At 47.9% G+C, this 13,661-nt stretch carries 12 protein-coding genes; 8 read left to right on the forward strand and 4 right to left on the reverse strand.

Going from position 1 to position 13,661, the window contains the following annotated elements; all coding sequences use genetic code 11:
- Positions 1-7: 7 nt before the first annotated feature.
- From ACIFQN_RS10660 to ACIFQN_RS10675, 4 genes are all read right to left on the reverse strand, one after another.
- Positions 8-145: a hypothetical protein gene (locus ACIFQN_RS10660; RefSeq protein WP_429832997.1), complete on the reverse strand. Its 138-nt coding sequence runs from the start codon at positions 143-145 to the stop codon at positions 8-10.
- A gap of 1 nt (position 146) precedes the next feature.
- Positions 147-3,011, reverse strand: a complete 2,865-nt coding sequence (locus ACIFQN_RS10665; RefSeq protein ID WP_429832998.1) for a DEAD/DEAH box helicase — start codon at positions 3,009-3,011, stop codon at positions 147-149.
- Positions 3,008-4,612 (reverse strand): SWIM zinc finger family protein, encoded by a 1,605-nt coding sequence (locus ACIFQN_RS10670; protein WP_429832999.1) that lies wholly within the window; start codon positions 4,610-4,612, stop codon positions 3,008-3,010. Before ACIFQN_RS10670 ends, ACIFQN_RS10665 begins: the two co-directional genes overlap by 4 nt.
- Positions 4,613-4,888: 276 nt before the next feature.
- Positions 4,889-5,164: a hypothetical protein gene (locus ACIFQN_RS10675; protein ID WP_429833000.1), complete on the reverse strand. Its 276-nt coding sequence runs from the start codon at positions 5,162-5,164 to the stop codon at positions 4,889-4,891.
- A 198-nt stretch (positions 5,165-5,362) separates the two neighbouring features.
- On the opposite strand from ACIFQN_RS10675, the gene ACIFQN_RS10680 reads away from it, so the two are divergent.
- The 8 genes from ACIFQN_RS10680 to ACIFQN_RS10715 all read left to right on the forward strand — a co-directional run bounded on the left by ACIFQN_RS10680 (position 5,363) and on the right by ACIFQN_RS10715 (position 13,659).
- A complete protein-coding gene (locus ACIFQN_RS10680; protein ID WP_429833001.1) occupies positions 5,363-6,172 on the forward strand; it encodes an alpha/beta fold hydrolase in 810 nt (269 codons plus the stop codon).
- Positions 6,173-6,275: 103 nt separating this feature from the next.
- On the forward strand, positions 6,276-7,157 hold the full coding sequence (locus ACIFQN_RS10685; protein WP_429833002.1) for a YitT family protein: 882 nt from the start codon (positions 6,276-6,278) through the stop codon (positions 7,155-7,157).
- A gap of 159 nt (positions 7,158-7,316) precedes the next feature.
- A complete protein-coding gene (locus ACIFQN_RS10690; protein WP_429833003.1) occupies positions 7,317-8,099 on the forward strand; it encodes an IclR family transcriptional regulator in 783 nt (260 codons plus the stop codon).
- Positions 8,099-9,097, forward strand: coding sequence for an ABC transporter ATP-binding protein (locus ACIFQN_RS10695; protein ID WP_429833004.1), 999 nt, complete (start codon positions 8,099-8,101; stop codon positions 9,095-9,097). The genes ACIFQN_RS10690 and ACIFQN_RS10695 overlap by 1 nt, the downstream gene beginning before the upstream one ends.
- Before the next feature lie 6 nt (positions 9,098-9,103).
- Positions 9,104-10,090, forward strand: a complete 987-nt coding sequence (locus ACIFQN_RS10700) for an ABC transporter ATP-binding protein (protein WP_429833005.1) — start codon at positions 9,104-9,106, stop codon at positions 10,088-10,090.
- A 65-nt stretch (positions 10,091-10,155) separates the two neighbouring features.
- A complete protein-coding gene (locus ACIFQN_RS10705) occupies positions 10,156-11,742 on the forward strand; it encodes an ABC transporter substrate-binding protein (RefSeq protein ID WP_429833006.1) in 1,587 nt (528 codons plus the stop codon).
- A 70-nt stretch (positions 11,743-11,812) separates the two neighbouring features.
- Positions 11,813-12,748 carry a nickel ABC transporter permease gene (gene nikB, locus ACIFQN_RS10710; RefSeq protein ID WP_429833007.1) on the forward strand — a complete coding sequence of 312 codons (936 nt, stop codon included), beginning with the start codon at positions 11,813-11,815 and terminating at the stop codon, positions 12,746-12,748.
- Positions 12,745-13,659 (forward strand): ABC transporter permease, encoded by a 915-nt coding sequence (locus ACIFQN_RS10715; RefSeq protein WP_429833008.1) that lies wholly within the window; start codon positions 12,745-12,747, stop codon positions 13,657-13,659. Before nikB ends, ACIFQN_RS10715 begins: the two co-directional genes overlap by 4 nt.
- Positions 13,660-13,661 lie beyond the last annotated feature (2 nt).

Below are 13,661 nucleotides of genomic sequence, written 5' to 3' on the forward strand. Positions count from 1 at the left end.
CAATGCGTTACTCTTTTTGCTGCTCGTCATAATGTCGCTGGACGGTCTCCAAGAAATGGCGCCAAGCGCCTGGAAGCTGGGATGGCTGTTCTTGTTTATCATAGGCGATGGAGGTATCCTCTGATTTCTCTTCCGGTGTTTGCAAATCACATCGATCCTTTCTTATCTAACCAGTCATGACGCAGAGTGAACAGCTCCCGCAGCTCGGAGGTAGAAAGCTCGGTAATCCACGATTCTCCACTTCCGACAATTTGCTGACTGAGGGAGAGCTTTCTCTCCATCATCTCATCAATGCGTTCCTCAATCGTTCCAAGAGAAATGAATTTATAGACGTGGACGTTGCGCTGCTGTCCGATCCGATGAGCACGGTCTGTGGCTTGATTCTCGACGGCAGGGTTCCACCAACGGTCCAGGTGAATGACGTGATTGGCTTCTGTGAGATTCAGCCCGGTACCGCCTGCACGTAAGGACAAAATGAAAATAGCGCCACGCTCATCATCGGGTAGAGATGGATCTTGGAATCGCGTGATCATCTCGTCCCGTTTTTCTTTTTTCGTTGCTCCGTTCAAGAACATTACAGGTCCGTAGCCTTCCCGAGTTAAGACGCGCTGAAGCATGTTGCCCATTTCGATATACTGCGTAAAGATCAGACAGCGTTCTCCTTTTTGCCGGATATCTCCAATCAGCTCCAGTATGCGTTCCAGCTTATGTGAACGAACGGTTTCATCTGTCGTCGTGATTTCATTGAGAATGAGTGCGGGATGATCGCACAATTGCTTCAAGCGTGTCAGGGTAGTGAGAATGAGACCGCGGCGTTCCATAGGGGAGGCATTATCCATGCGGTCAAACATATCCTGGATGGCTGTTTCGTATAGAGCACCCTGCTCGGCTGTCAGCGGGACGTATTCTTTCCCTTCACTTTTCTCAGGTAAATCTAATTGGATGCTCGGATCCGTCTTCACGCGCCGGAGCAGAAACGGCTGAATCAGGCGTTGAACCTGCGTTATGAGTGCCTGATCCTGATCTCGTTCGATAGGCAGTACGAATCGCTGTGAAAATTCACTCAAGCTTCCCAGGTATCCAGGATTCAAAAAATCAAAAATGGACCATAATTCGCTGAGTCGATTTTCGATTGGCGTGCCTGTTAGGGCAATTCGATGCCAGGCACGAAGGTCTCTGACTGCTGATGCCTGCTTTGTGTAGGCGTTTTTAATGTTTTGCGCTTCATCCAGACAGATGGTATTCCATGTCACAGAGGATAGCTCGGTCTCATCCAGGTGAGAGAGGGCATAGGATGTGATCACCAGATCGGCTGACTGAGTGGCAGACAGGAAGTCATCCTTTTTGTGACGTGCGTTTCCATAATGAATAAAGACGTTAAGCGAGGGGGCAAACCGCTGCAGCTCCTTTTGCCAGTTCCCAATCACCGACGTAGGGCAGATCAGTAAAGAGGGAGTGCCGGATACCCCATTTTGTTTCAGATGAAGCAGATACGTGATAAACTGGACGGTTTTCCCAAGTCCCATGTCATCCGCCAGACAAGCCCCAAGACCAAATCTGCGCAGGAACAGCAGCCACGAGCTGCCTTCCAATTGATACTTTCGCAGTGTTCCGTGAAAGTCCAGGGGCTGTGGCAGTAGCGGAATATGCCGCGTTTCTTGCAATTGACGCATGAGCTCGAGCAGATGCTGATTCAACTCGACTTCGACCGCAAGTGAGTAGGGTGCATCTGGATCATCCTCAGCGACCTCTTCTACTTCTACCGGGGCAGTCAAGTGCATATTCATCACATCGCGCAAGGTTAAGGCATTTTTTCCTTTTGATTTCTTCAGCGCTTCCTGTAATTGCGTAAATAAATCAGGCGTCAACTGGACCCAATGCCCTCTGATCTTCAAGAGTCGTTGCTTTTGTTTAATCAGTTGTTCGAATTCTTCCTCCGTCAGCTCCACTGATCCTAGTGCGAGCTTCCATTCAAAATCCATGACCTGTGAAATGCCTAAAAAAGACTGCCTGCTAGAACCGACAGAAGATGTCACTTTTGCTTTCAGCTTTGGCTTGACACGGCGAACCTGTTCCCACCAGGCGGGTAAAAAGACGTGGATGCCGGCTTGCACGAGCTGCAGGCTGCTCGCTGTCAAAAATGTCCATGCCTGTTCATTGGAAAGGCGAGTGACAAACGGATTGGGGCCAGTCTTTTTTTGGTGAAGCCAGGGCAGAATCTCCGAGCACTTTTGAAGGTCAGCGAGGAAGCGGTCCCAGTGCTCACGCCAGGCAAAAGGAATCTCGGCGGTAGCTGCGCCTTCAGAGCGTAACTGGTCAGGCTCAAGTAAAAAGAGTCGATCAGGCTGTGCGCGGTCTTGCAAATAAACATGAAGCAACCACTCACCCATACTGCCCTCTGCCTCCACGATTTGCAGGCATGTGCGAAACGGCGTGAGATCAGGTAACCACCCGATTGATTGCAGCCATTCGCGCTCCTGCAAATGAGGAGACAGTTCTTCGCCCATGACAGCGAGAGCAGGGAATTGTGTCACCAATTGATCCCATGCCCGTGCGACTTCGCCTGTACCCATGATCACCTCTTCCAAGGCAAAGGAGAGCCACCGATTCGCTTGAGCAGAAACTTCCTCAGGTGCACAGGCAATTTTCCAGCCTAAACGGCCTTTTTTCCACGTAGGATAGTCGGGTACGATTGTTCCTTCAACCAGTGCCCGGTGGATCGTAATAGCTATCTCACGTAAAGTCGAAAAAGAATCACTCCATGAAAAGTCGCGATGTGCAAGCCAAGGTGGATTTGTAAAAAAGGATAGGGCTTCGGAGGGGGTGAGTAGCAACCCCTGCTCCGATTTTTCCAGGAACGTGCCATAGTACGAATTCTCATCCCAGGCAAACAATGCTCCTGCCAATTCTGTGGGATCAATCAGTTCACCGTGTTGACCTGTGCCGGCAATCAGGAATCGTCCGTCTGCCAAAAGCTCTCCGGTAAGAACCAGTGTAGTGACGGTACTCATATGTTCAGATTTCCTCTCCTTAGTTCCTCCTGAAAAGCACGCAAGCGGTTATACTTTGCTGACAATTGACCAAGGTACCGCTCCCAACGAGCATCTTCGTTTGCTTTGTGGTAGGTCGTCCGTACTTTTTTCAATAGCTTGATCGCTTCCTTGTAGGCTGGGCGATTACGTTCGCCAATCAACTGATTTACTTCACGCAAATAAAGTGGAAAGAGAAGAGATGGACATGTTTCTTCGATATCCTTTGTCTGTACGGCAGTAATTTCAGTGAGTGGGACGTTATAAGACATTTGTAAATCTATCCACTGCTTGAACAGCCTATTCTCGTACAAATAGGACGCGTACTCATGAAAACTATTGGGTAAAAATCGTTTGAGCATGGAGCCCGCTTCGTCTTCAAGACCCATTTGCTCCATCGCCTCTTGCGAAATGGCGGTCACCAACCGATAGTGCGGTGTTTCTGCTTGACCCACCAGCTTTTCCAGCCACTCCATCCAGGTAAGGAATCTTCGCCACTCGTTTTTTCGTGCAAAAGATTTCAGGTAGGGCAGGTAAAAGGGAAGCGTCAATTGTCGATTTGGAAGCCAAATGTTCAGGGCCTCTTCATCGTTGTACTCCATGACATAAAAGTGGGCGCGAAGAAGCAAGTATTTTTCTTTGACAGCAACCGACGTGAGGGGATCGTTGATGACTTTATCCAATTGAGTGCGTTCTTCTTGAATCCAGCTAGGGTCATACAGGAGGTTCCACCACATCATTTGATAGGCAAACATCCAGTAGAGAGAAGGTGATTCGCTATCCTTCATGCTTTTGACGACAGCAAGTGTTTCTTGCAAGGCAGCAGGATGATGCTCCCTTAGACTCGGGATATCTGCATAGAACAAGGAGGCTTCCAATTGCTCGAGCAATCTCTCCGCTGTTTGCGATAAGTCCACAAACCAGTACGACTGACGATAAGTCTTCACAAAGTCCTGCAGCTTCAGGAGATGAAACAAATTGGCGTGAATGGAAAAAAGCTGCGCTCGTTCAACCGGCCAAGAACTAGCCACCCCGAGCACGTTCTGATAGCTGGAAAATAACTCGGTAGAAGCGCGATACGTTTCCATCGCAGACGAAAGGTTTCGTGTCCAATTTTCAAAAAAAGCCCACCAGTCGCTCACTGGGCTTAGAGCGGTCAAGGGTGATTGTACGGGTACGGAATCGCTTAGGGCGGCGAGATTACTCCCATTTTTATAGGTCGGAGTGAGCATCGCTTGCGAAAATTTTGCCCGTCGTGGTTTCTGTGCGCGCGCCAAATAATGGCGCGGATTCTCAAATACGCTATACATCTGAAAAAAGGTTGCAGCGATATGCTTGCACAGACGAGAATACGGGCAGCTACAGGTGCTGTTCTGCACGGCTTCCAAATCCAAGGTAACATGATAGACCGCCGTTCCTTGTACATCGCTGGCTAATCGTGTGCCTTTTTCCACACGGGTGTTAAAGACGACGCCATCAGAAAAGTAGGAATAGCCCCGTTCAATTATATGTCCCTCCACAAATGTGAGGATTTGCTCTCCTACCTGATTGACTTGTTCCCGTGTCAACTCTTTTTGCAGCATGTGCCTAGATCCTCCGAACGAAGTGTCATCCCTCCATTATACCCCAAAAACGGGGGAATGGAAAAAAGAAGAGAATCTAAAGTTCTACCATGCCGTTGATAAATCGGAAAATCTCTTCGTAAAGCGGATCGTTCGATTGAGATAGGCTCACGAGTGCTTGCTTACGCCGTTTTTGCCAAAAAACCACCCTCCTGTATACCAAGCTATAGGGGCTTCATACATGTAAGCTGCAAAGGATCTGCCAGCAGAATCGAATCACCCCCGTTTCGCCTGCCGTTAAATACGCACGGAGCCGATCGCGCTTGGTCTGGTCATACGTAACGCCCAAATCAAACTCGATGTCGATTCCCATACCCTTCCTGTAGGCAGAAGCAGCCGCGGCATCCAAATGATGCTGAACATTGAAATCGTATTGGGCTGTAGAAGGGGGACAAAATCGTTTGGTTCCCAAAATTGATAGTGAGGTGTGCCGTCAGAACCGATGCTGTAGCCAATGTAGGCGAGAAACAACTGATCAATTTGACCCTTACCTAATGGCGGATAAGGAGACAATCGTCACCACCTCTTTCTAAAAAAGATGACAAAGGGAATGCCACTTACACGTATGTATGCGCGGGAGTAAAAAGAAAAGACACGATTGACAAAGAATGTCTTAAATTTTACGCAGAGGGGTGTGTTCCTCCTAGGCTGTTTCTTCATAAGATAGCGGTAGGCTGAAGAGAAAAGCATGACGGTTCAGGAGGAGTTTTCATGGGGTATTACATCACGGTTGAGCGTAATGTGAATTTGTTCGTCGAGGACGTTGATCCAGGGGATGGGAAGCCAATCTTGTTCATTCATGGTTGGCCCGTTAACCATAAAATGTATGAATATCAATTCGATCAGCTGCCAAAGATGGGGTATCGTTGTATCGGACTCGATTTGCGTGGTTTCGGGAATTCAGATCGACCGTGGAATGGTTATTCGTATAATCGGATGGCAGATGACATTCGGATCGTCATTGATACACTTGGTCTAGAGAATTTTGCTTTGGCAGGCTTCTCGATTGGGGGCGCGATTGTCATTCGCTATATGGCCAGGTACATGGATCAGCGTGTATCCAAGCTAGCATTGTTTGGGGCAGCAGCTCCTGCATTCACTAAAAGGCCCGATTACCCGTATGGAATGACCAAAGATGAAGTGAACAAATTGATCCAGCTTACTTACAAAGATCGACCGCAGATGCTTGCAGAGTTCGCAAACCTCTTTTTTGCTCGGTTTATTACAGATAGCTTTAGGGGATGGTTTAACAGCTTGGGATTGGAGGCATCCGGGCATGCAACAGCACAGGGACTGATTGCACTCAGAGATGAAGACCTGCGCCCCGATTTGTCTAAAATTACGGTTCCGACAGCCATTTTCCACGGTGTCCAAGACCAAATATGTCCATTTCCTTTTGCAGAATCCTTGCATGCAGGGATCAGAGGATCCAGTTTAATCCCGTTTGAATTAAGCGGGCACGGGCTTTTCTATTGTGAAAAAGAGAAGTTTAATCGAGAGCTTGCCCAGTTCATTGGGTAAGACAAAAGCCGAGAGTTAGCCAGTCTATACGGGTTGGCTATTTTTTTTGCCCAAGCGGGGAATGATGAAGCAGAGAAATCAAAAACGGGTAAGGATGATGTTGATGGAGGAAACGATTGGGAAGTCCCCCCGTAAGCGAACGAAAAAAAGACGAATTCTGATCCGGGCATTCGCGATTATACTCGGGGCGATCATGGTTGCAGTAGGACTGGAAATCTTTTTAGTCCCAAACAACATCATTGATGGCGGTGTTACAGGACTATCGATCATGCTGTCTCACCTGACCGGAATCAAATTGGGCTTATTTTTGTTTGTATTGAACCTGCCATTTTTAATCATTGGGTATAAACAGATTGGAAAGACTTTTGCCATCTCGACGTTGTTTGGTGTAGCCATCATGTCAGTCGGAACAGCCCTGCTCCATCATGTTCCCAGCTTGACAGAGGATTTGCTGCTTTCGGCGGTCTTTGGAGGAATTATAGTTGGGATTGGCGTTGGACTGGTCATCCGTGCCGGTGGTTCGCTTGATGGAACGGAAATCGTAGCGATTCTGCTCACGCGTAAAAGCCCGTTTTCTGTTGGCGAAGTCGTTATGTTTTTTAATCTTTTTATTTTGGGGAGTGCAGGATTTATCTTTGGCTGGGATCGGGCGATGTACTCTTTGATCGCCTACTATATTGCCTACAAAATGATCGATTTGACGATGGTGGGTCTCGAACAGTCTCGGTCCGTTTATATTATTAGCGATCAGCCGGACGAAATTGGGGATGCCTTGGCTGCACGTCTTGGGCGGGGGATTACGTATTTGAGCGGGGAAGGTGGGTATTCAGGGGAATCGAAGAAAGTGATCTTCTGCGTGATTACCCGCTTAGAGGAAGCTAAGCTCAAATCGATCGTGGAGGAGATCGACTCCTCAGCCTTTCTCGCTATCGGCCATATTCATGACGTGTCGGGCGGACGTTTCAAGAAAAAGAACATTCATTAGCGTGTGAGTACAAAGAACCCCTAGCTTGCAGGAAGAAAGATCTGCTAGCAGGGGTTTAAAAATGTATTGACCGTAATAACAGAATATTTTAAAATGACAGCATCATACCAAAATACAAAATATCGTTCCGTATTTTGGGACGAAAAGCGGTGATAAAAAGTGGAAAAGACAGCGAACCGAAGTGTCTTGAAAACGCTTGACTTTTTAGAATATTTCATTCAGAACAACGAATTGAGCTTGACTGAATTAGTGGAATTGTCCGGCATGCCGAAAAGTACGGTGTTTCGGATCCTCCAAACGCTTGAAATGCGTGGTTTCGTCTCAAAAACGACCACACATAATCCGCCAAGGTACCAATTGGGTTTGAAACTTCTTGAATTTGGAAATATCGTGGCTCAGCGTCTGGAGATCAGGAAGATCGCACTTCCGTACATGCTGCAATTGCGCGATTCGGTCGATGAAGCCGTCAATTTGATTATTCGCGACCAAGATGAGGGCGTTTACATTGAAAAAGTAGATACGCGCCAATACGTGCGGCTCTACACCCAAGTAGGTCGAAAGTCTCCGTTGTACGCTGGAGCGTGCCCGCGCATTTTGTTATCGTATTTGTCCGATGAAGAAATTGAAGAATACTTCAGGCGGGTGGAACTGCAAAAAATTGCGCCAGACACGAATACGGATAAACAACTGCTGTGGCGATGGATTCACGATGCGCGCGAAAGCGGTTACACAGTGAGCTACGGCGAATTGGAACCGGATTCCGCTGCGATTGCCGTACCGATCCGAGATTTTACCGGACAAGTCATTGCTGGTTTGAGCTTGGCTGGAGCCACATCCCGCTTTCAGCAAGATCGGTTGGAGGATCTCGTTCGTGAAACAAAAGAAATTGCCAAACAGATCATGAGCAAGCTTGGATATGTCGAAGCAAAGGGGGGAATTTGATGCTGGAAATTAAAAACCTTCAGACGAAATTTCGAACGGATAATGGCGAAATTACGGTTTTGGACGGGGTGAGCTTTCAAATCAACAAGGGCGAAACCATCGGAGTGGTAGGAGAGTCGGGGTGTGGAAAGAGCGTCACCTCCCTTTCTATCATGGGTCTGCTGCCGAGGACTGCACAAATCACCAGAGGGGAAATTCTTTATAAGGGTGAAAATCTGGTGGCTTATTCAAAAGACCAGATGAGAAAGGTCCGCGGTAAAGAGATCGCGATGATCTTTCAAGAACCGATGACCTCCCTCAATCCGGTGTACACAATCGGTGCCCAAATCATGGAGCTCGTAATGAATCATACGACCATGAACAAAAAGCAAGCGAAAGAACATACGGTCCAGATGTTGAAGCTGGTCGGGATCCCCAGAGCGGAAGAAATCGTGAATGAATATCCCCACCAACTCTCGGGAGGGATGAGGCAACGTGTGATGATCGCGATGGCGATGTCCTGTAGTCCTTCACTGCTGGTTGCCGATGAGCCTACGACTGCATTGGACGTAACTATTCAGGCGCAAATCCTTGACCTGATGCGTGAGCTCCAGCAAAAAAGTGAAATGACGATCATGCTGATCACCCACGATCTGGGCGTTGTCGCCGAGATGTGTGATCGGGTAGTGGTTATGTACGCGGGACAAGTCGTCGAAGAAGCTGAGGTCGAAAAGCTGTTTGCCGACCCGAAGCATCCTTACACAGTTGGGCTGCTCGGTTCCATACCTGATATGGATACAGAGCAGGAGTACTTGTTTACGATTGGCGGAACCGTACCGAGCCCCGGGCAGATGCCAGTCGGGTGCCGTTTTGCAGAAAGATGTCATCAAGCTTTTGACAAATGCAAGGAACAAGCACCCCCGTTGTTTCATTTACATGATGGGACAAAAAGCAGATGCTGGCTCCATGAGTCGGCTGAAGGCGGAACAGAAGCACCGAAGATGGAGAAAAGGGGTTGAAAGTAATTGGACAAGTCTGAATCGAAACCCTTGCTGGAAGTGAAAGGCTTAAAAAAGTACTTCCCGATCCGCAGCGGATTATTGAAAAAAGTAACCAATCATGTCAAAGCGGTCGATGATCTTTCTTTTACTGTTGCAAAAGGCGAAACACTCGGGATTGTAGGTGAGTCCGGGTGCGGTAAGTCGACAACAGGGAGAGCGATCCTGCGATTGATTGAACCTACTGGCGGAGACGTGATCTTTCAGGGAGAAAATTTAGCCAAGCTTTCTCCTCACGAAATGAGGATGAAGCGCAAAGACCTGCAAATCATTTTTCAGGACCCATTTGCTTCGCTGAACCCGCGGATGACCGTCGGTGAAATCATTGAAGAACCAATGCTCATCTACAATCTATACGGAACACAAAAAGAGCGTAAGGAAAAAGTAGCCGAGTTAATGCAGGTTGTTGGTCTTAAACCGGAAAATGCGGAACGTTTTCCCCATGAATTCAGTGGCGGCCAACGTCAGCGGATCGGAATTGCACGGGCGCTATCGCTCAATCCCAAGCTCATCGTGGCAGATGAACCCGTATCTGCACTGGACGTGTCAATTCAATCACAGGTATTGAACCTGATGCGGGATTTGCAAAAGGAATACGGGCTTACATATATATTCATTTCTCACAACCTGAGTGTTGTGAAACACTTTTGCGACCGAATCGGCGTGATGTATTTGGGCCGAATGGTAGAGCTGTCGCCTAAAAAATATTTGTATGAAGAACCGTTGCATCCATACACGCGCTCCTTACTCTCAGCCGTTCCCATTGCCAAACCAAAAGTGAAGCGTGAGCGAATTATTTTGACTGGCGACGTACCGAGTCCGGCTAACCCTCCAAGTGGCTGTACTTTTCATACGCGTTGTCCAGATTGCATGGAGATTTGCAAGACGGAAAAGCCCCAGTTTCATTCTATGGGCGACGGTCGATATGTTGCTTGTCATTTGTATAACCAATAGGAACAAATGGCAGCTCTCATATACTTTTTTGCATAAATACAAGAACAGGCAAGGGGGATTTGATTTTGAAAAAGAAGTTAGGTATCACCGCGTGCTCAGCATTGTTGCTATTGGCAACGGCGTTGGCCGGATGCTCCAGCAAGCCGGCTGATTCCGGTACACAAGCAAACCAACAACCGAAAACCGAGACAGCGGCACCTGCTGCAGGAAAGAATGAGCTGACACTTGGCGTCAACGGAGACCCACACTCGTGGGATCCGATTGATACCTTCCTGCTTGACTGGAGTACAGTGGCAACGTCGGTATTTGAAGGCTTGGTAGAGCGTTCCACCGACTTGAAAATCCAACCGGGACTTGCTGAATCTTGGGAGTTCAAAGATGATAAGACTCTCCAATTCAAGCTTCGTCAAGGTGTCACTTTCCACAATGGCGAGCCATTTAATGCAGAGGCAGTAAAATTTACCTTTGATCGTCTGCTGGGCGAAGAGGGGAAAAAAGGACCACAACAAGCAAACTACGCTTCCATTGATCACGTAGAAGTAGTAGACGAGTTTACGGTAAACATGATTTTGAAAGAAAAAGATCCAGTACTGATTACCAAGCTCGCTGGCTATGGTGGCGTAATCGTTCCACCTCAATACTTCAAAGAAAAAGGGGACGAGTACTTCAATACCCATCCAGTAGGAACTGGACCATTCAAAATGGAAAGCTACGAAAAAGACAACAAGGTTGTTCTTGTGAAGAACGAAAACTATTGGAAAAAAGGTCTGCCAAAGCTGGACAAAGTAACCTTCCGCTTCATTCCGGAAGCAACGACACGTCTCGCTGAAATGCAGACAGGCGCGATCGATGTCATGAAAAAGGTTGAGATCAGCCAAACCGATTCGATCAAGGGCATGTCTGATCTTGAACTGATGCAGGTTGGTTCGCCAACCGTTTATGCACTTCGCTTTGATACGACCAAGAAGCCAGTTGACAACGTAAAAGTACGTGAAGCGATTGCGTATGCAATTGATGCCGATCTGATCATCGACACATTGCTCGGCGGTTATGGCAAGCGTGTAAATTCGTTCCAAAGCGATATGTCTTTCGGTCATGATCCAAGTCTGCCATTGCGCAATTACGATCCGGAAAAAGCAAAACAATTGCTTGCTGAAGCAGGCGTGAAGGAAGGAACCGAGCTGGAGCTCTTCCTCCCAGGTACAGATGCTACATTTAAAGAAGTAGCACAGGCAGTAGAGCTTCAATTGGGTCAAGTTGGTCTGAAAGTGAAATTGAACCTGGTTGATTCCTCCACGTTTACCTCCGATCTGATTCCAAACGGAAAAGCCGGCCATATGTATCGCAACGGTTGGGGCGGCTGGACACTTGATTTTGATAACACCGCATATCTGATGTATCACAAGGGCGAGTTCTGGAACCCGGACTTCTATGATGAAAAAGTAGAGGAATTGCTTGCAGCAGAACGCTCCACATTTGATCAAGACAAGCGTCTCGAAGCCTTTAAAGAGTTGAACAAACGTCTGTATGAGCTCGTGCCTGAAGTGCCGCTCTATCAAGCAATCAACTTGTGGGCAGTGAACAAACGCGTAAAAGGATTCCAGCCTCCAGCAGATGAGCGCATCGATTTGCGGGATGTATCGGTAGAATAGTAGGTGGATTGAACAGGGGAGTAGAAGATGTCTCTTCTATTCCCCTCACTTTTAAAAAAGGAGGAGCGGGATGACAGCCTTTTTGATTCGACGCTTGCTACATAGTATTTTTGTCGTTCTTGCTATCACTCTTGTCATTTTTGTACTTGTTCGTTTGACTGGAGACCCGGTATCGATCATGTTTCAAGCCGGCGAACCTACCAAAGAAGCCATCGCAGAGCTTCGTAAAAACCTCGGACTGGATGAGCCAGTCTACGTCCAATTTGTCCTGTATGTAAAAGATATGTTTACAGGAAATTTGGGCACGTCGTTTCGAACGGGCGAAACGGTAATTGGCATGATGCAAGAAAAGATGGGGGCAACGCTGCTGCTCGCATTCGGCGGAATGTTTGTCGCTCTCTTGATTGCCTTTCCAGTCGGCATTATCTCCGCTGTTCGCAGAGGCAGCGCTGCAGACTTTTTCGGCCGAATTTTTTCGTTGCTGGGAATCTCCTTCCCGAACTTCTGGCTGGGGATCATGCTGATTATTATCTTTGCCGTAAAGCTGCGCTGGTTCCCTGCTTCCGGATATCAAGGACTGGAGTATTTAGTTCTGCCGTCCGTTGCACTGGGGCTCATCCTGTCAGGAATTTTAGCCAGGCTCGTTCGCTCTTCCATGCTGGAAGTATTGAATCAGCAGTATATTAACACGGCTCGCTCCAAAGGGATCAAGGAATGGATCGTCATTATCAAGCACGGTTTGCGCAACGCTTTGATTCCTACTGTCACTTTCATCGGTTTGCAATTCGGAACATTGCTCGGCGGTACCGTTATTATCGAACAAGTCTTTTCGTGGCCGGGAATTGGGCGGATGCTGATCGATGCGATTTCTCAGCGTGATTTTCCAGTTATTCAAGGATCGGTCATCATTTTGTCCTTCTTGATGATATTTGTGAACCTGCTGGTTGATATCAGTTACGGCTTTATTGATCCACGCATCAGGCAGGGAGGAGGAAAAAGCGAATGACGACAACGGTTGTTACAGACAAACAGACGACGAATCCACCAATCAAAAGACGTGGAAAATGGAACAAAATGGGGAGGCGCTTTGTCCGCAACCCATGGGCGATGACCGGGATGTTTTTGCTCCTGCTCGCTGTATTATCCGCCTTGTTTGCTCCTGTCATCGCACCTACGACTCCTGATAAGGCTGATTTGCGTGCGCGGCTGACAGCTCCCTCGTGGATGGACGAAACGGGAAAATCTGAGCATATCCTCGGGACAGATCAGGTTGGACGTGATTTATTGAGCCGGATTATTTATGGTGCCCGGGTGTCGCTACTCGTTGGGGTCGTCTCTGTCTTCATTTCTCTCGTCATTGGTGTAATTCTTGGCTTAATTGCTGGTTTTTATGGGCGGTGGGTGGATGACCTCTTGATGCGTTTGGCAGATGTCCAGCTTGCTTTTCCTTTTATTCTGTTCGCAATCATCGTCATGACGGTATTTGGCGCAGGACTCTGGAAGCTTATTCTTGTTCTGGGGATAAGTAACTGGGTAGGATTTGCCCGACTGGTTCGCGGTCAGGTCATGAGCGTGAAAGAAATGGAGTACGTCCAGGCAGCCAAGGCCATTGGGGCAACCAATTTGCGCATCATCAGAAAGCACGTTCTCCCAAACGTGATGTCGTCTATTATCGTATTAGCGACGCTAAATGTAGCGGTAAACATTTTGCTGGAAGCATCCTTGACCTTCATTGGTCTGGGGGTTGACCCTTCGATCCCGACATGGGGCGGCATGCTTGCAGACGGTCGTAACTATTTAGAGACAGCATGGTGGGTAGCTACTTTCCCTGGCATTGCCATTATGCTTACGGTGTTCGGGATTAATTTGCTCGGGGATTGGCTGCGTGATGAGCTGGATCCAAATTTGCGCGTGTAAGG

The sequence above is a fragment of the Brevibacillus sp. NRS-1366 genome, assembly GCF_050467985.1.